Genomic DNA, 18,922 nt, shown 5'->3' on the forward strand with positions numbered 1-18,922 from the left:
ATCTTAAAATTGCTGCTAGTCATATTACCAACATTACTCCTACCCACTTAGCTAAGTGGGGGAGCATGTCCGGGCCTTTCGGGGGCTAATTCATTCTTCAACAACCCGGTCCTTGCCAGCCTGAAGGCCGTGAAGGAGAAGCGCGTATACAAGCAGCCGATCTTTGCCAGCACCCCCGATGCGCCGGAAATCTTCCTGACATCGGAATGGCTGGCGGCGGTCGCCCATGGGGCCGATTTTGCTCCCACCTTCAAGAAGCAGATCCTCGACAACTACAAGCTCATTTACGGCGCCGAACTGAAAGACGACCAGGTCGCTGCGATCCTTGAAACTGAAAGCAATGCGCCTGCGAGCAGATATGCCGAGCTCTTCCAGTAAGGGCGACCTGTAGCCTGCGGACTGGATCTGGCAGTACCCGACGACGACGGCGCGCGGCGGCTACGTCTTCATGCACAAGGACAACATGACCCGCTACCCAGACCGTGGCCCCAAAAAGGAGGCGCTTGTCGCCAATGTCTGCCTCGCGTTTCGCAGGCTCTCCATGGGTGAACTGCTGACTTAAAGGACCAAGACGCGGTCCCTATTGGCGCACGTACCCAAAAGTGCAGGTGGCTCACGGCCAGGCCGCGTAGTTCGTGTTGACGTCGTTCCTCTTCAGGGCGCCGCCGGCGCTGGCAACGAGCTTCTCAGCTGTGCAAGATTTTCTGTCAAATGTTCTGGCAGGCCGTGCTTGCCTTTGGCCTTCTCCGCTTCTTTTGACGTAACAAAGGTCGTGCTTCCTGTTCTTTTCACGAGCACACGAAAGGGTGAATTTGCCCTGGAGTGGCTGCGGCCATTTTGGCCTTCAATCGTAAGTGACCGCCCCCCCCGAGCCCGCTTATAGTGATTTGCCTTTTGGGGAGGCCGCTACAGATTGCTAATGTTCTATTGCGCGAAAGTTGTTGAGAGCACACATGCAAACACCAGCAATCGTCACGGATCTTGCCTCTATTGTCCAAACTGCTCTGGCGCCGGTATTTCTCCTCGCTGGTACGGCAGGTTTCGTCGGTGTCTACGAGATGCGTCTTGGCAGGGTTTCCGATCGGCTCAATGCGATACAGGAAAAAGGTGAGCGAGGGGGCGGGCGACGCACGCAGTTGGACTATCTGCGCCGCCGTACGCTTGCCCTGGAAATAGCTGTCGCACTCGGGACGTTTGCCGCGATTTGCACTGGATGGGCAATCCTCAATCTACTCGCCGGTGCGCTTCAGTTCGGGTTTCGTGAAGAAAATCTCTTCTGGTTCTTCGGCGGTGCGATCCTGTCGCTTATCGGATCGCTTGTCGCATTCCTTGTCGAGATGCTTATTGCTGGGCGCAGCATGTTGCGCCAGATACGGATGGACGAAACCACCCCGGAACGCGATTGATCGGACAGTCCAAAGGTTCAAAGACAGGAAGCCTTCGCAGCCAGATCTCGGGGACGCGCAGGCGACCGTTGGACCGACCTGCGGCTTCTAACCGGAGCATTTAAGGTTTCGATCGCCTCTGGTTTCTTCCGCAGAGTCGCAGACTGCTAATAGAGCGACAGGGCCGCCCCCGGATAAAGGCCATCTAACAGTTTCCTCCAGGAATGCATGAACGGGCACAAAGAGCGTAAGATGTCCTTCGTTCTGGCGGTTACCGCGGCGTTTTTCATACTAGTATTACTATAAACAAATAATGTCTTGTAACGGGTGGGCATGGGTGTATTCTCGCGTAAATAGCGATGAGCGCTTAGTCTGATTTTGTCCCGATTACCACGTTTTGGGGATGTTATTATGATCGACTGGTTCGTAAGCACGCTTCGCACATATCCTGAAATTGCAATCTTTCTCTCATTGGCGCTGGGATACTACTTCGGTTCATTCACCTACAAAGGCCTTGGCCTCGGTGCGGTGACTGCGACGCTGATCGCTGCCGTCATCATCGGTCAACTCGGGATCACCATTTCGCCGCCGCTCAAGGCCACGTTCTTTCTGATGTTCCTGTTTGCGATCGGCTACGGCGTCGGGCCGCAATTCGTTCGGGGCATCGCGAAGGATGGCCTCCCGCAAGCGTTGTTCGCGGCGGTTGTGTGTGTCTTTTGCCTGGGAGCGCCATATATCGCTGCCAAGATAGCCGGTTATGATGTGGGTTCCGCGCTGGGGCTCTATGCAGGCTCGCAGACCATCTCGGCGTCGATGGGATTGGGAACGGATGCCATCAATCGCCTTGGTTTGGCGCCGGAAGAAACCAAACGTCTTCTGGACGCCATGCCGGTCGCCTATGCCGTCACCTATATTTTCGGAACGATCGGATCGGCCATCGTGCTGGCGTTGATCGGTCCTGCGCTCATGGGTATCGACCTGGAGGCGGAATGCAAACGCTACGAGGCCGAGCAGGGTGGCAAGAAGGAAGCGGGGGGCGCTGGAACCGCTTGGCACCACTACGAGTTGCGCGCCTATCGGGTCCGCGAGGGCGGGCCGGTCGTCGGCAAGACGGCACGTGAAGCCGAATCGATGATCCCTGAGCAGCGGATTTTCATTGAACGTATTCGTCGCGGGGGAAAGATCGAGGATGCTACGGCAGACACGGTGATCCAGGCAGGCGACGTCGTTGCCGTGGCCGGGCGGCGCGAAGTGCTGGTAAGCGTGATCGGTCAAACGGCAGAGGAAGTCGACGACCGCGAGTTGCTGGCCGTGCCGGTCGAAGGGGTCGATGTTCTTGTCACAACCAAGGAGGCGAACGGCAAGACGCTGGCGGAACTGGCACAATGGCCAACGTCCCGTGGCGTGTTCCTGCGCCGGATCGCCCGTGGCGCTACGGCGACGGAAATTCCGATCCTTCCGAACACGCAAGTCCACCGCGGCGATATCCTGACGATCGTCGGGCGAACGCAGGACACCGCGGCTGCCGCCAAAGCACTGGGTGTGGCCGACCGGCCGAGTGACATTGCCGATGTCGCCTTCATCGGCGCCGCAATTGCCATCGGTGGCTTGCTCGGTGCGCTCGTCTACAAGGTCGGCGATGTGCCGTTTACCCTGTCCACGTCTGGAGGCGCATTGATATCCGGGCTTTTCTTCGGCTGGCTCCGCTCCGTGCGGCCGAAATTCGGACGAATACCGACATCGACGGTCTGGTTCATGAACTCCGTCGGTCTCAACGTTTTCATCGCGGTGGTCGGTATTTCCTCGGGTCCAGGATTTGTAGCTGGCTTGCAGCAGCTTGGCTTCAGCCTGTTCCTTTGGGGCATATTCGCAACGACCGTCCCGCTCGTGCTGGCAATGTATGTCGGAAAATATGTGTTCCGGTTCCACCCTGCTATTCTGTTGGGATGCTGTTCCGGCGCGCGCACCACGACTGCCTCGCTCGGGATGATCAACGATCGCGCCAAGAGCCAGATACCAGGCCTCGGCTATACTGTGACCTATGCCGTCGGCAACACCCTGTTGACGATCTGGGGCATGGTGCTCGTGATGATGATGACCTAGCGCATCTCCGGGTTAAATGGGGATGCGGAGGTGCCGCGTCCCTTCGACTACAGGCATGTATCTCGCATCTTTTCCAGTAGGCGGCTTCTTATCGGACCGGGATGGTTCGTCTTTCGAAGCCCTGGCCAGCGGGATCAGAGACCCTTTCTTGAGACTGCTTCGTCCCATTTATTGCGTCGATAATAATAGCCGAGACCACTGACGAAAACCGCAGATCGGTGGCCGCGGGTAGCCCATACGAGCCGAGTTGGGAGCGCGCTATGCCGAACAAGACCGCACAAGTAGATCAGTTTCTGCTCATCCATTCGGCACGCGCCGACAATTGGCGTGAGATCACGACGCTGGCAGACGCCTGGGCCGCCAATCGCGGCGCGCGGGCTGCCCTGGAAGCGGCGATTTCTGCTGTGGCACCGGCGGAGGAATACTACGCCTATCCGGGCAGACGGCTGCTTTCGGTTCTGGCAGAGCGTATTGCCACCGACGATGCCGGTGGAGCGGCAAGGCTTGCACGACGCATCTCCAATGGGCTGCTCAGCCATTCCTATCGCGGCCGCCAAAGTGAATGGGACGTGCATGACGAAATGTCAGGAGCCGAAGTGACCGATATCATGCCGCCGGGAACCGGAGAGGCTCGCGGGCGCCGGCCCTATTTCGAAGTTCTGTTCGTCAACAGTCAGCCGGCCACGCGTTGGGAGGCATTCGCCGCAGAGATTAGGAGGCTGCGCCGGCCAGAGGACGGTTTCATTTACGAGCCGGTGCTGGTCGGGTCCTTCGAGGATGCGTTCTGCGCGGCCGCCCTGAACCCCGATATTATCGCTATCGTGCTCGCTGAAGGTTTTCCTTACCGCTCACGGCACGACGCGCCTGTGCTTCGATCGGTGCTTGATCCGCTGGGAGAAACCGAGGGACCAGACATGTCGGCGCTTCGCCTGGCGCGCGGCTTGAAGCGCATCCGGCCCGAACTCGACGTCTATCTGCTTTCCGACCGGCAAGTCGAAAAGATCGCCGGAGATCCGACGGCGGATGCGGTGCGGCGCGTGTTTTACGCGGTGGAGGAGCCGCTGGAGATGCATCTCGCGATCCTCGAAGGGGTGCAGGCACGCTATGAAACGCCCTTCTTCGACAATCTTAAGAAATATGCGCGACGGCCCATCGGTACATTTCATGCGCTCCCCATCGCGCGCGGCAAATCCGTCTTCAAGTCTGACTGGATCCGCGACATGGGCGAATTCTATGGGCTCAATCTGTTCCTTGCGGAAAGCAGTGCGACGACGGGTGGTCTCGATAGCCTTTTGGAGCCCACAGGAACGATCAAACGCTCTCAGGAGCTGGCGGCACGTGCCTTTGGCGCTGACCACGTCTTCTTTGTGACGAACGGCACCTCCACCTCCAACAAGATGGCCGTGCAGGCCCTTCTGGCGCCCGGCGACATTGCGGTAGTCGATCGCAACTGCCACAAGTCGCATCACTACGGCATGGTGCTGACCGGCGCGCAGCCCTACTATGTCGAAGCGTTCCCGATGACCGAGTACTCGATGTACGGCGCCGTGCCGCTTGCGACGATCAAGCGAGCGCTTTTGACGTTAAGGGCGGAAGGGCGTCTGGACCGGCTGAAACTGCTCGACCTCACCAACTGCACCTTCGACGGGCACATGTATAACGTCAGGCGCGTGATGGAGGAGTGTCTCGCCATCAAGCCGGACCTCATCTTCCTCTGGGATGAAGCGTGGTCCGGATTTGCCCGATTTTCACCCTTCCTGCGGCCACGCACGGCCATGGGGGCAGCAGCGGATATCGAAAGCTGGTTGCAGGATCCGGCGTCGGTCAGTGCCTACGAAAAGCAGCGTGCGGACCTTGGCGATGAGCCGTCCGACGAAGCGCTGCTCGCCGCACGCCTACTTCCCGATCCGCGTCTTGTTCGCCTTCGGGTCTATCAGACCAATTCGACGCACAAATCGATGTCAGCGATCCGGCAAGGCTCAATGTTGCTCGTCAAGGATGTCGATTTTCATACCGTCGAAGCCCAGTTCCACGAGGCGGTGTTCACCCATGCCTCGACAAGTCCGAACCAGCAGCTGATCGCCAGTCTCGACGTTGCACGCCGGCAGATGGAGCTCGATGGGTATGGGTTGGTGATGAACGCGATCGAGATCGCTCTCAAGATCCGTCGGGCGATCAACGAACATCCGCTGATTTCGAAGTATTTCCGCGTTCTCGGTGCGGATGAGATGATCCCTGCGCAGTATCGCCAGTCAGGGTTCAAGGACTACCTGGCACCGGGTGCGACCTGGGCCACGGCGGTGAAAGCCATGAACGAAGACGAATTCTACCTCGATCCCACGCGTATGACGCTGGTATGTGGAACGGCTGGCTTTGACGGAACCCAATTCAAGGGGCTGCTGGCCAACGAGTACGATATCCAGCTGAACAAGACGTCGCGAAACAGCGTGCTTTTGCAGTCCAACATCAACAATACCCGCAGTGATATCGCGCATCTCGTTCGCGTCCTGGTCGAGATCTGCCGTGGTATCGAAAAACGGCTTGCCGATGGCGGCGAGGGCGAGCGGGCTGCCTTCGCTGCACGGGTAAAGTCGCTGATGACGGATGTGCCGGACCTTCCAAATTTCAGTCACTTCCACGCGTTGTATCGCGGTGACGCGGGACGCACGTCGCCCGAAGGCGACATGCGAGCCGCCTTCTTCCACGCCTATGATGCTTCGGTCTGCGAATACGTACCGCTGATCGGAGCCGAGTGCGACAAGCGGCTGAAGGAAGGTCCGGAAATGGTCTCGGCTAACTTCGTCATCCCCTATCCCCCGGGGTTCCCCATCATGGTGCCGGGTCAGGTCCTGACGCAGGAGACGATCGACTTCATGCGGAAGCTGGATGTGAAGGAGATCCATGGCTACGAGAAGGCAAGGGGTCTGAAGCTAGTCAAACCTGATGCAGTTGCGGCCAAGGCGAAACGATCGGCGAAAGCACGGTAGTGCCGGAGCTTGCACGGGTCCGCGGGCTGCTACCCGGACGAATTCGACCCCCCATGCTTTTCATGGATTGCCGGTTTGCATGGACGTTTGGCGTCGGCGGTAAAGCTGCCTTGGCCCTTGATTGAGGTGGGAGGGAGTTCGTCTGGTCATGATTTGGATCGAGCAATTCCTGGTCAAGTATCCTGAGCTTGCCGTATTCCTTGCAATTAGCATCGGGTATCTGATCGGCGGCCTCAAGTTCGGAGGTTTCAGTCTGGGTCCGGTCACCGGCTCGTTGTTCGCCGGTATCCTCATCGGTCAGTTCGCCGATGTTCCGATTGCCGGGATGGCGAAATCGCTGCTTTTTCTCCTGTTCCTTTTCGGTATCGGCTACTCGGTCGGGCCGCAGTTCCTGCAGGCCTTGAAACGGGACGGCATGAAGCCTGTTCTGCTTGCGGTGGTCGTCTGTGTGACCGGGCTGGTCACAGCCGTTGTGGTCGCGAAAATCCTCGGCTTGGATCCTGGATTTGCGGCCGGGCTTTTGTCGGGCGCGCTCACTGAAAGTCCGGCAATGGGCACTGCCACCGAAGCGATCAACGCATTGCCGCTGCCCGAGGCGGATCGCGCACGGTTTGTCGCCCACATCGCCGTGGCCGACGCAGTTTGCTACGTATTCGGCGCTGTTGGCGTCATCCTGTTTTGCAGCGTTGTCGGTCCAAAATTGCTTGGCATCGACCTCGTCGCCGAGGCGCTAAAACTTGAGAAAGAATACGGGATAACCCGAAAGGCCACCGGGGTCGCGTCCGCCTGGCACAGGTTCGAAATTCGCGCCTACCGGATAGCGGAGGGCGCGCCCATCGCCGGTCGATCGGTCGTCGATGCCGAGGCAACATTTCCGGAGCATCGACTATTCATTCAACGCCTGCGACGCGGGGGCTTAATCCTTGAGGCCGCTCCCGAGCTTGTGATTGAACCTGGCGATATCGTTGCGGTGTCCGGAACACGAGAGGTGCTGGTCACCGTCCTTGGTCAGCGCTCCGAGGAAGTCGAGGATCGTGAGCTGTTGGACGTGCCGATATCGGTGACCGACGTGTTGCTGACGAGCCCTGAACTTAATGGCCGAAGCATTGCGGATGTGGCGACAGAAGGCTGGACAAGAAGCCTCTATCTGCGAACGATCAGTCGTGGCGGCCAGGAGATTCCTCTGGCGCCAGGGATCACAGTGCAGCGCGGGGATATCCTTCGCCTCGTCGGCCCGGAACCGGTCGTGGTGAGCGCCGCCAAGCGCATTGGTGTCGTGGTCGCGCCGGCCACTGCAACGGACTTCCTGGTCCTCGGCCTTGCGATCTTCCTGGGCGGGCTTGTCGGCGTTCTCGTCACGTTTCCCATCGGAGACATGAGGATTTCGCTGAGCACCAGTGTGGGCACACTCCTCGCCGGATTGGTGGTGGGGCACCTGCGCACGCGCTTTCCACTTTTTGGTCGCATACCGGATGCTGCGGTGTCACTCATGACCGCGCTTGGTCTTGCCGGCTTCGTCGCGATGACTGGCCTTCATGCAGGTCCGGTATTTGGCCCCGCTATCGCGGAAGCGGGTGTCGGGCTCCTGGTCGGCGGCATGATCGTCACAATGGTTCCATTGATCGTAGGCCTTTACTTTGGACGCTACGTGCTTGGCATGAACCCCATACTGTTGTTGGGTGGACTAGCCGGCGCGCAGACCATGACGGCCGGCATGGCCGCCGTCCAGGACAGGTCGGGGAGCTCGGTAGCAGTCCTTGGTTACACGCCTGCAGTCCCTATCGGCCATATACTGCTCACCACATGGGGGACGGTGATCGTGGGTATCATCGCCGGATAAGAAGCCAATAATCTAATCGATCAGCGGCAAAACAAGTGCACGACGAGAATTTGCAACAGACTTCTAAAGTAAAGTGGCGAATACTGACTGCGGACCGACAAGGCGAATCGCCCGTGACTGAAAGGTGCTTTTGATGCGGCATGTATTACACGTAGTCTCACCCGCACTTTTCAGCGTGGCACTGGGGGTTGCGGCACCTGCTTCGGCCCAGGAGCCAGCAAAGCCGGCGCAGGCCAGCAAGGAAGCCGAGCATTGGATACCGAAGCTGCGGCTCGGCGACGACAATGCTTATTTCGAATTCTACGGTCAGATCAACAAAGGCCTGCTGAGCTACGATGACGGCGGGCAAACGGATAACTATTTTCCGGCCGACAATGGGAACTCGTCGTCACGCGCGGGCTTTCGCATCTACAGCCTCATGGAAAACGACTGGTCTTTCGGGGCCAATCTCGAATGGGAGTGGAACCCTTACTCGACAACCAATGTGAACCAGTTGAACGAGGATCACTTCGACTGGGGGACTGATCTGCTGCGCAAGGCGGAAATCTATCTAAATTCGAAGGACTACGGCAAATTCTGGTTCGGCCAGGGCAGCATGGCGTCGGATACGACCGCCGAGGTGGATTTGTCCGGCACGGACGTTGTTGGTTACTCGCTGGTGTCGGATATGGCCGGCGGACCGTTTTTCCGAAACTCCGACGGTACGCTGTCGACGGTCCGCGTAAAGGACGCGTTCACCAACTATGACGGCCTTAGCCGCAAGCTGCGCGTCCGCTACGACACCCCGGCCTTTGGCGGCTTCAGCTTTGCGACGTCGGTCGGAACACAAGTCGTTCCGGAGGAAACCGACGTCACCGTCTGGGACGCGGCGGTTCGATACAATGAGACCTACGACGCCTTCAAGGTCGCAGCTGCACTTGCCTTTTCAAGGCCCGGCGATGGCAACTCGATATACGATGCGTCCGTTTCGGTCCTGCATCTCGATACCGGACTCAGCCTCACCCTTGCAGCGGGCTACTCGGACAAGGAGACGGTTGATGGACGCTACGGCTACGTAAAGATCGGCTATCAGGCGGATATCTTCGATGTCGGCAAAACCGCGTTTTCGGTCGACGCCTATTTTGGCAAGGACATCGCGGGCAGGGGCAGCAAGAGCGATTCCTTCGGCGCGCAGATTGTCCAGAACCTCGACTATCTACAGACGGAACTCTACCTTGGAGCCCGGACCTATTCGCTCGACCAGGAGACCGCCGATCTTCAAGATAGCTTCGCTGTGTTGGGTGGCGCCAGAATAAAGTTTTAAGGAACAAACCGGCGAAGCAAGATCGGTCCATGATCTTTCGCGCCGCTTCCTTCTTCCGCCGCTTATTTCCAGGATCTCGTTATCTGAGCAAATGGGTGATGAATTGACCACTGCAGGGACTGGTGTCTGCACAGCATTGATTGCTGCCGCGTTCCTCGTTCCAAAAACGGTTTCGGCCGCAACCGCAGAGGCAGATATCGTCGCTCAGCTTGCGTCTTGCGCGGCTCGATTGGAAGCAGGCAGGAGCTACGAGAGCTATGTCGACGGATTTGCCGACGCGCGGGACGCTGAGTGGCGCGCTCGCGTTCATGCGCAGCAGGGTTGAAACGTCCGAAGCCGAGGAAAATGCCGAAACCCTGAAGAAGGAGTTTTCTGCCGATCTTGTGAATAGCCCGATGCAGGCCCGGTCCCGTGTCTCCGCGCTTGTCGATGAGTGTTTGGCGCAAACGGCTGCGGTTGAAGCGATATTCAATGGCGTTGAGACAAGCCGTGTCAACGAACTCGAGGCCGCAACAAATGCGCAGCGTGAAGCAACTGAACGCGCTGAAAGCGAAGCCGAAAGGGCGGAGCAGGCGGAGCGGCGGGCGATCGCTGCGGAAGCCGCGGCAGAGCGAGCCAAGGCCGAGATCGCAATCCTCAAGGAACAGCAACGCGAACGGCAGGAGGCAAAGGCACCCACGACCGAAAGGAGCGATCCGCGCGAGGAGAATGAGAACTCCGTCTCACTAAACGTGCGGGAGAACGTCCAGCGTGCACTTCAGGCAAATGGTTACACCATTTTTGAAAGCGCCGAAGAGATGGAGTGCATGTGGACCGGTTCAGCGCACCAGTGCAGGCGGCCAACGGGTGGAACCATGATCAGCGTCATGTCCAGTCCATACAGAGTCCGCATCCTGAATGCAGGCAGCTCGATCGACTGTTTGAGGTTTCGCGAAGGTGAATTGGTCGCGCAAGGCAATGGTGACGATTGCCGGTAGAGGGCCTTCGCAGCCCGGTTTCAGGCAACGCGCCCGGCTTCGCTGGCGTGTCGAATAAGGCACAGCCCGGGAGCGAGTTTCGATCGCTCGGACTGTCCGACCCAAGTGACGAGCGGAAGCTCTCGAATGGCATTGCCGCGGCCACTGAATTGCGAAGTGCTCCTTGACAGGGCGATTAGGCTCTCCTTTGGTCGGGCCAGCCATCGCCAGACTTGATACTCAAGCCGGTAAGCCGGCGAGGCGCAGGCCCTCACGCAGTCGATCTGCATCCTCGGCCCTTTGGAGATACAAAGCGTCCACGAGCCAATCTACATGTTCGCTTGGGCCGGCAGCCGGATCGCCTTGCCACAACGCGCTGACTGCTGCGATGCAAGCCTTGCCACACTGCTGCGCCTCTTCGAGACGCCCCAAGTGACCGAAGGCAGCCGCGCGCAAAGCCATGTACCGCGGGTGTCGCCGGCCTGGTGCGTCCAGTATTAGTTGTTCCAATAGACTGGCCGCCTCTTGGTAGCGCCTGAGCCGAAACATGATGTGCGAAAGATAATAATTATACCAGGGCGGGTGGCATGGGTTGAGTCGAAAAGCAATCTCGGCTGCGTGCAGAGCCAGTTCGGGCTTTCCGATGCACGATTGGACCCAGGCCCAGAAAATCTGGATCAGCGGATCGTTAGGGTTTAGGGTCCGGGCAAGGCCCAAATGCCGCTCGGCCCGCTCGAAGTCGCGCCACATCAAGCACATGTATCCGAAGGTGGAGTGCACCCGGGCATCGTTGGGGTCTTTCGCCAGTGCTTCTTTGGCCTGGTGAAACGCCTCGATCCGGTTCTCGTCCTTCTCTCGTGGTACTCCGACGCTCATCTCGACCGAACGATTGAGATAAATCCAGGCGAGGCCCGCATGGGCGCGGGCAAAGCCTGGATCGATCTGGAGTGCCTCTTCGAATTGTGCTTGCGCACGTGCTTGGGCCTCAGGCGTGAATACGTCGGAAAATCTATTCCCCTGGAGGAAGAGGTCATAGGCCCGAATGTCTTCCGGCTGACGTCGCCGGGCTGTCACCTCGCTATCTTGGATAATTCGTTGGGCCACCATTGCGACAATGCTCTGGGAGATTTCTTCCTGAAGGGCGAAGACGTCCTCCAGTGCGCGATCGTATCGTTCCGCCCAGAAATGGGCACCGCTTCCAGCATCAATGAGCTGGGCCGTGATGCGAACGCGCTCGCCTGCGCGACGGACACTGCCCTCGACGAGGTATCGAACCCCGAGCGAACGCCCTATCTCGCGAGCGTCCACATTTTTCCCCCGAAACGAGAAGGAAGAGTTTCGCGCGATGACCATGAGCTCGCGAAAGCGCGACAGCTCCGTAATTATGTCTTCGCTGATACCGTCGCTGAAATAGACCTGTTCGGGATCGCCGCTCATGTTTTCGAACGGCAAGACCGCCACCGTAGGTCTATCGCTCGACGCCCAGGCGACTTTCGCACCCTCAAGGACGTTGTCGAATACCAAGCTGTAAGTCCGCACCGGCCGTGAAATATTCTTCAGACGCTGCTCGCCCGCGAACTCGAACCGACAGTCGAGTTTCCCAGAGAGCTGGTCGTAGACTGTCCCGGAGATAAGGAGACCGCCTGGCGGGCAACACTGTTCCAATCGGGCCGCCACGTTGACACCGTCTCCCAAAAGGTCCTGATCATCCACCAGTACGTCGCCAAGATTGATGCCGATACGCAAGACAATCCGGCGCTCAGCCGGTATTCGCGCCTGCCAATCAGGCAATTGCTTTTGAACCGCAGCGGCGCAGGCTACAGCCTCGACGACGGAACCGAATTCGGCGATCAGGCCATCGCCCGTCAGCTTGAAGAGACGCCCATGATGCTGCGCCAAGAGAGGCTCGAACAGTCTCCGGCGCAGGTCCGTGACTGCCACGAGAGTTGACGCCTCGTCCAATTCGACGAGACGTGAATAGCTGACAATATCGGCAACGAAGATTGCCGCCAGTCTGCGTTCTCCGAGGATGCTCATCTCCTCGCCCCTGATGATGCCAAATGCTCTTGGCTACACAAACCGAACCCAACAACAATAGCCCAGCGACGCCTCTGCGGCCATCTCTTGATTTGGAGACTGTGCTGGTCGAAAAGATCTGGAAGCGTGTAGGACTCGAATTCGGAACGGGCGCCGTGATCGATTTTGATTCACCCTGGGTCGAATGCCCCTATCTGGCCCACCTTTGGATCTGAACGCGATTAAATCGATCAGGAAATGCAAGCCCACTTTGCCGCCAGGCAAAGCCCATGCAATTGCTCATCGGTCTGTTCGCCGATATTCAGGTGGTCAATGATCTCAGGTCAATTTCGCGCGAGCGATGGGAAGAGCTAGCGTCGACGGCGAGGGGCAAAATCGCCGTCACTCGTGATCAGGGTTCCCGAATAGCAGGAACGTCGTCATCGAGGATCGGGAATGAACCTTCAATCGCTGCGCCAATGAAGGCTTTCCGTGACAGATCCAGCGCTTCGCCGCGCTCTAATGCGCCATGGCAGCGATTCCTTGCGCGTTCATAGAACCATCCGCCCTGGGGCAACTCACTCAGATATTGCAGGGCATCCTGTGGTCCGTGGATACACCGCTCGCCATTCACGCCAATCCTGACAGGATTATCCCAAATGATGGTTTGCATTTGCGTTGACTCCGGTTCGGCACAGAACGTCTAGCGGGAAGCATTGTTCCAACCATCGCTTTGGTAGTTGAGAGACACGGGTTCGCCACGATGGTCACGTGCCGCCGACGCCTTGCCGCATCACCGAAGTGGGGCGTTCGTCTGCGCAGAACGCCACGCCGAAATAGACATCTTTTCAGCAATGCCTCCTTCAATCACCAGCACGCTATCGAAGAAATCAATTCCGCCCTCCGATTGGATCGAGGAGGTATCGTGCATAATGGCAATAACCGTCGCCTCCGGGCAATTCTCTTTGATCGCTTGATAAAACGCTTGCACCGCCTGCCCATCAAGAGCGCTTGTTGCCTCGTCAAGGAAGAGCAAACCCGGCTTCAGCAACAGGACTTTCGCAAGAACAAGCTTCTGCTTTTCACCCCCGGACAACAGCTTGTCCCACTGCTGCCCCTCGCGTCCCTCATCAAAGAGCTCCCCAGAAATTTCATGGAGCCCCGCTTCTTCAAGCGCCGTGGAAACCGCAGCGTCCTTATGCTCACGGGCGTCATCCGGAAGACAGACGAGATCCTTCAGGCAAACGCCCTGTAATTTGACCTCCTGGGCCGCAAAGAGAGTTCGCAAACCGTCCGGCAACGTGATCTTGCCCCGACCGTGCGGCCAAAGACCGTTTATCGCCTTGAGAAGTGAGGTCTTTCCACTCCCCGATTCACCCATCACCAAAGTCCACTCGCCCGGAGCGAAATTGAGTTCAATGGCGGTCAAAAAGGGCTCGTCCTCACCAGTATGGAGGAGCTCGACCGAATGGATGGTCAAGCCGCCTTCTACGGCTTCCGCTATGGTATATTCAAACGCGGCGGGTCCACTTTGAGCATAGTAGTCTTGTGGTCGCTGCACCGTTTCTATCGCTTCCGCAAGCTCTGTTATGCGCCGCGCGTCCGCCCGCAGTGTCGCGATGTCAGGCATCGCATGAATAAACCATGAGCATTCGTTGATGAGGGCCGTCGCTAGTTCGGCACCGGTGACATAGTCTTGTAGGCTGATGGTCTTGTCGACATAGGGAAGCAGGCCCGGCGCGTAGGCCACGATGCGTGAGCCGATGAAATTATGCACCAGCTCAAAGCCCATATAGCCGGCGGTAATCCGATTGAGCCTCGCCCATGTGTAGTCAATATCTTGATACCGGCGCACATTGAGCGCCTTTTGCGCTGGCTCCCCTCTGATAACCGCAACGTGAAAACTGCGGCGCAAGAACTGGTTGAGTTCGCTGCGATAACTGCCTTCCGCCGATTGAATGCGGATAGACAGCCCCTGAAGGATACCTCCCAGCTTGGCCGCAATGAATGTGTTGAGGGGCACGTAGATCGCAATCGCCAGCAGCGTCAGGAAGGCGCTGCCGTAGCCCCCAAGAACGTCAAGCCCTCGGATCGGGCTCGACGTTTCGATCAGCTTACCGCCAACGAACGCGAGCGATAGCACCACCCCGGCGATGCCGATGCCCAGACCGATTGCACCGCCGGTCATGCCCTTTATTGCTTCCTGCACCCGCTGATCGATGTTGTCCGGCGATGACGTGTTCGCTTCACCCGCTCCACCAAAGCCATTTTGTTGCAAGTGGAAGTGGGTGTGACTGGAATCGAGAAGTGCCTGATTGAAGCGTTCATCCAACCACTGGCGCCATTTTCGGTGTAGGCTGGTCGAAAGGAAGTGACGGACCGCAGTAAACCCCGCGTCCCTTGTGATCGCGATCGCAGCAAGCGTCGCTGCGGTCTTTAGAAGCGACGCAGGCGTTGTCGGTACCGTAGGGTGGTGGAAATTCGCGATCCGATTGACCAATTCGCCTGAGGTCAGCGCGAACCATACGCTTGCCTGAGCCGACAATCCGGTAAGCAGCAGGATGAGAATGGTCAGGCCCCAAGCGTCTCTCCAGCGATTAGAGAGCCAGTAAGCGAGCAACAGCCCCCAGAAGCTACGCATCGAGGATACGGGGCTGCTTGGGCGCCGCCGTTTCTCGCCGAAGAACCGTTTAACCCGTGCTGTTGCCCGATGCGCCTTGCCGCGCACGACTTCACTCAAGCTCATCTTCCTGAATTGGAGTAAGGATCGGACTTGTCAAATGCTGATGATCTGATGGCCGACGAAAAGCAGGGTCCTTGCAAGCGATTTGGTCGCGACAGGTGATCAGGAGGATCTTAAGGCCGGCAGCCTACTCGCCGTAGGGCCGATAGCTAAGCGGCGACGCCGGAACGTGAGTTCAACATCGGAGGCCAGACATCAAGTATCGCTACGTCGTAGTCGGCAACCGCGCGGTGCTGGACACTGGCACTCGTAGTGTCGTTCAGATTATCAACTGAGGCTGCTGGACGAGTTACAGAGGCTTCCCTGCGGGAATCGGTCCTCCACTTCAGCGCAGCGGTTTTTTCGAAAGTGTCCGGCAAGCGGGCGCAGTTTCTGTTGAGGCGGGGAGACCGCGCTTCTCGTCGTGAAACCTGATTTGTCCCACGGGAGGCCGTGGCACGGAACCTGTGCGCCGCTTTCTGGTTGGGTGGGAGGAGAGGAGTTGCATATGGGCATTGACAAACCGAAAAACGGTGCACCGGGCACCACCGACCAGTCTCCTCGTTGGGAGGTCCGGAGGAGGGCAGACCTCGGGGGTATCTCCCAGCGAAAGACGGACCAGATTCCGATCGCGACGCCGTGGGCGAAAACAACCGCGAACCGGAGCGTCCATCCGAGTTGAAGACAAAAAAATGAAGCGAAGGGCAATGCGTTCCTTCGCAGGCGGACGGAAAAGCAGCGGCGTTGCAAGCGCAAAACCAACTGCGTGACCGGGTCTAAGGATAGGCCATCGTCAGGCGCCGGGCCATAATACTCCGAAAAATAATGGGATGTGGGCTTTGACGAAAAATAGCCGGATCGCGCCGAGTAACAGCCAAATTCACAATCTTCAGGTCTCAGGACAAGGTTCTGCGCCGTCCTCGGCGCAGAACCTTCGCGCTAGAAGGCAATGCTTCCTGCCATGAAGGCAAGGACGAGAAACAGCACGAATATCGCCAGAGCGACGTAAAAGAGGATCTTCGCTATACCAGCACTTGCTGCAGAAACACCCGAGAAGCCAAGCAAGCCTGCTACGACCGAGATTATAAAAAATATAATAGCCCACTTTAGCATATGTTTCTCCCCGACGGCCGAAACGAATCATCTGGGCATTGAACCCGCAGCCGTGAGTATTGTTCCAGGCGCCTTTAAGTTGTGACGTCACGCCGGATCGGTGCAAACTCCTGGTCCAATCCATGCCGCAAGGCCGCGGCATCCCTGCTCTCTCTTCCGCCCGCCGATTTACTGGCTCTCGCGGCGGCAGTACGGTCACTGCCGCGCGCATCGTCAGCCATTTTTCGCGGAGTGTTATGCGCTCCTCTATCGCGCGAAGAGCCATGCCAACTGCCGCGACGACTTCTCCTTCGGCTTGGTCCGTTCCGGCGGGCAGCCGTCCAAGCGGGCAAACCAAGGCGGCAGTGAATTCCGCGAGACCGGATTTATGATCTTGGCACGTCCGCTGAAACCGGCTCGCCACTGCCCGAGATCGATTGGTTCTTTCCCGTGATTGCCGACGTATCCTTTGTTTGGCGGATCACCCGGCTTTGAGGTTTGCGTAAACCCCTCAAAGAGCGACTCGTGCTTTTTGTTCCACTGCGGAACCTTTGAAGCCGGACGGTGTTAGAACCGCTCCCCACCAAGGCGAAGGAGGTTGCCATGCCGGAGAAGACTTTAGACATGCTGTTTCACGAAACGTTGAAGGACATTTACTACGCCGAACGGCAGATACTAAAGGCACTGCCTAAAATGGCGCGGGCTGCGCAATCCCCTGATAGCAAGGCCGCTTTCGAAAAGCATCGCGATGAAACGGAAGGCCACGTGGAGCGTTTGCAACAGGTCTTCGAGATTATCGGCAAGCGCGCACAGGGTAAAACCTGTGAAGCTATTCAAGGCCTGATTGCCGAAGGCGAAGAAATCATCGAGGAGTTCAAGGGAAGTCCGGCCCTTGACGCCGGGCTGATATCTGCGGCCCAGGCGGTCGAACACTATGAGATTGCGCGATATGGCACCCTGAAGACCTGGGCCAAGCAGCTTGGGTTGGACGCCGCCGTCGCCTTGCTCGATCAGACCCTTCAGGAAGAGGGTGCGACTGACAAGGCTTTGAGCAAGTTGGCTTTGTCCGCTGCAAATATTAAGGCTGCAGCTTAACTTACGATATTCTAGGCGGAGGGCCGATGCGCCCTTCGCCCCCAGACCCCGTAACAGCTAGTCTTTTGTGATCTGATGGTTTGCCGCGTCGACCTTCTTTGATTTGGGCGAGCCGCGATAGCGCAAGAATATCCACTGCAACACAAGCATCAGCGTCGAAACTACAATCGCCGGTTCGGAAAATACTCGAACCAGGACTGGGCGTCGCTAAGCGCGACGATACTCGGCTCGGCGCCACGAAATCAATCGATCTTTCCCATGAGCGCGGTGCCGAGGCTGCCGAGAGCAAACGACGCCCCGAAGGCATATATCTGAAGGAAAAGAGCAACGGGCTCGATCGCACGATCATGACCGAGCGCGTGCGGGAAGCTAACGGCGATTACCAGTGCGGTGAGGGCTCCCAGTGCAAATCCAGACGACAAATGCCAGATGAGAAAACGTAATAGCATGGGCATTTTTCAACCTCCTTTATCGAAGAGGTGCCGGCGAGCCGAGCTCCCGTCTACCTTCCGTCGGCGCGGTCCGTGCATTCGGTGAACCTTGCCAGATGGGATTGTAGACGGACAAGCTTCTTGCGTTTTCCGGTTACAAGCGCTGAGCATTCGTTGGCCGACTGTGATGCCGTCGATCTAAAGCCCGAGCTCACTCAGTCATCAGCTTTGACCGAGCCAAACGGTTTCTCCGGCCAGACGACGCCGTCTGCATCGGAATCCGGTGTGTTGTGCGGGCTGACATCTCGCGCCGACGTGTCCATGCGCATCTCCGTGCACTCCTCGGCCAGCCAAACATACAAACCACAGTTTCGTTCCAGCGATTTGCGCCGCGGCTTCCCCGAATGAGGAACCATCTACGAAAGGGCGATTGGGAGCGAAGTTTCGTCGCCTCGTCGTCGTCGACGTTAGCACGCACGCAGTCCGGATATTGTCGTTGAGCGATATTGATCGAGAGCATCCTCACTGGCCTCGAAGGTCGCGACTGGGGTAGAGGAGCCTAGCCGACAAACCGGCATTGGCTGACGGCGGTCCGAAGGTGCAGCAGAAAAGGGGGAGGTTATAGCGCGGCGATCAGGATGAGACGCGCATTGCCTCGCCTGAACTGCTCCCTGAGAATGGGTTATTGCCTCATCTAAATTGCTCCCGACGAATCAACCTCGGGAGCTGTGATGAGGAAGGTAAGCATGGCGACACGTGCGGAATTGGTGGCGGCGATCAGTTGTCGCTATGTGTTAGGCGGGCGGGCCGAGAAGGCGAGGATGTTAGACGAGTTCGTGGCGCTCACGGGCTTTCATCGCAAGCATGCGATGCGACTGCTGCGAGGAGAACGCGAACCGGCGAAGGGTGGTCCTCGACCAGGGCGCCGGGTTTATGGCGATGACGTGCGGGCAGCGCTCGTCGTTGTTTGGGAGGCGTCGGATCGAATTTGC

General features: G+C 58.1%; 13 protein-coding genes and 2 pseudogenes. 10 read left to right on the forward strand and 5 right to left on the reverse strand.

Annotated features, from left to right (window positions below):
- Nucleotides 1-129 precede the first annotated feature (129 nt).
- The 7 genes from BLU15_RS37930 (at nucleotide 130) to BLU15_RS37960 (ending at nucleotide 10,595) form a co-directional block, all read left to right on the forward strand.
- Nucleotides 130-378, forward strand: coding sequence for a longin-like domain-containing protein (locus BLU15_RS37930; protein WP_176960487.1), 249 nt, complete (start codon nucleotides 130-132; stop codon nucleotides 376-378).
- A 575-nt stretch (nucleotides 379-953) separates the two neighbouring features.
- Complete coding sequence (locus tag BLU15_RS37935) at nucleotides 954-1,406, forward strand: DUF2721 domain-containing protein (protein WP_034798730.1); 453 nt, start codon at nucleotides 954-956, stop codon at nucleotides 1,404-1,406.
- A 390-nt stretch (nucleotides 1,407-1,796) separates the two neighbouring features.
- Complete coding sequence (aspT, locus tag BLU15_RS37940; protein ID WP_034798732.1) at nucleotides 1,797-3,488, forward strand: aspartate-alanine antiporter; 1,692 nt, start codon at nucleotides 1,797-1,799, stop codon at nucleotides 3,486-3,488.
- A gap of 260 nt (nucleotides 3,489-3,748) precedes the next feature.
- Nucleotides 3,749-6,475 carry an aminotransferase class I/II-fold pyridoxal phosphate-dependent enzyme gene (locus BLU15_RS37945; RefSeq protein WP_034798734.1) on the forward strand — a complete coding sequence of 909 codons (2,727 nt, stop codon included), beginning with the start codon at nucleotides 3,749-3,751 and terminating at the stop codon, nucleotides 6,473-6,475.
- A gap of 148 nt (nucleotides 6,476-6,623) precedes the next feature.
- Nucleotides 6,624-8,315: an aspartate-alanine antiporter gene (gene aspT, locus BLU15_RS37950; protein WP_090302438.1), complete on the forward strand. Its 1,692-nt coding sequence runs from the start codon at nucleotides 6,624-6,626 to the stop codon at nucleotides 8,313-8,315.
- A gap of 133 nt (nucleotides 8,316-8,448) precedes the next feature.
- On the forward strand, nucleotides 8,449-9,618 hold the full coding sequence (locus BLU15_RS37955) for a porin (protein ID WP_089045952.1): 1,170 nt from the start codon (nucleotides 8,449-8,451) through the stop codon (nucleotides 9,616-9,618).
- Nucleotides 9,619-9,875: 257 nt separating this feature from the next.
- Complete coding sequence (locus tag BLU15_RS37960; RefSeq protein WP_090302440.1) at nucleotides 9,876-10,595, forward strand: hypothetical protein; 720 nt, start codon at nucleotides 9,876-9,878, stop codon at nucleotides 10,593-10,595.
- A 219-nt stretch (nucleotides 10,596-10,814) separates the two neighbouring features.
- Here BLU15_RS37960 and BLU15_RS37965 read toward each other — a convergent pair whose 3' ends face one another.
- The 3 genes from BLU15_RS37965 to BLU15_RS37975 form a co-directional block, all read right to left on the reverse strand.
- The gene (locus BLU15_RS37965; RefSeq protein ID WP_090302442.1) at nucleotides 10,815-12,611 is read right to left on the reverse strand and encodes an adenylate/guanylate cyclase domain-containing protein; all 1,797 of its coding nucleotides are present in this window, start codon (nucleotides 12,609-12,611) and stop codon (nucleotides 10,815-10,817) included.
- Nucleotides 12,612-13,002: 391 nt separating this feature from the next.
- Nucleotides 13,003-13,263, reverse strand: coding sequence for a DUF982 domain-containing protein (locus BLU15_RS37970; RefSeq protein ID WP_082936617.1), 261 nt, complete (start codon nucleotides 13,261-13,263; stop codon nucleotides 13,003-13,005).
- Nucleotides 13,264-13,383: 120 nt separating this feature from the next.
- Complete coding sequence (locus BLU15_RS37975) at nucleotides 13,384-15,330, reverse strand: ABC transporter ATP-binding protein/permease (RefSeq protein WP_244546957.1); 1,947 nt, start codon at nucleotides 15,328-15,330, stop codon at nucleotides 13,384-13,386.
- A gap of 490 nt (nucleotides 15,331-15,820) precedes the next feature.
- Between BLU15_RS37975 and BLU15_RS37980 the strand changes: the two are divergent.
- Nucleotides 15,821-16,008, forward strand: a pseudogene (locus BLU15_RS37980) (hypothetical protein).
- 243 nt (nucleotides 16,009-16,251) lie between these two features.
- On the opposite strand, the gene BLU15_RS37985 reads toward BLU15_RS37980, so the two are convergent.
- The gene (locus BLU15_RS37985; protein ID WP_090302446.1) at nucleotides 16,252-16,425 is read right to left on the reverse strand and encodes a DUF1328 domain-containing protein; all 174 of its coding nucleotides are present in this window, start codon (nucleotides 16,423-16,425) and stop codon (nucleotides 16,252-16,254) included.
- Nucleotides 16,426-17,007: 582 nt separating this feature from the next.
- On the opposite strand from BLU15_RS37985, the gene BLU15_RS37990 reads away from it, so the two are divergent.
- Entirely contained in the window at nucleotides 17,008-17,499 is a 492-nt protein-coding gene (locus BLU15_RS37990; RefSeq protein WP_034798750.1) for a YciE/YciF ferroxidase family protein, read from the forward strand.
- 242 nt (nucleotides 17,500-17,741) lie between these two features.
- On the opposite strand, the gene BLU15_RS37995 is transcribed toward BLU15_RS37990, so the two are convergent.
- Nucleotides 17,742-17,954, reverse strand: a complete 213-nt coding sequence (locus tag BLU15_RS37995; protein WP_060516716.1) for a hypothetical protein — start codon at nucleotides 17,952-17,954, stop codon at nucleotides 17,742-17,744.
- Between the two features lie 707 nt (nucleotides 17,955-18,661).
- Here BLU15_RS37995 and BLU15_RS39935 point away from each other — a divergent pair.
- Nucleotides 18,662-18,922, forward strand: a pseudogene (locus BLU15_RS39935) (transposase); the annotation flags it as partial.

Origin of the sequence: Ensifer sp. YR511, assembly GCF_900103045.1 — a bacterium.
Taxonomy (GTDB): Bacteria; Pseudomonadota; Alphaproteobacteria; order Rhizobiales; family Rhizobiaceae; genus Ensifer; species Ensifer adhaerens.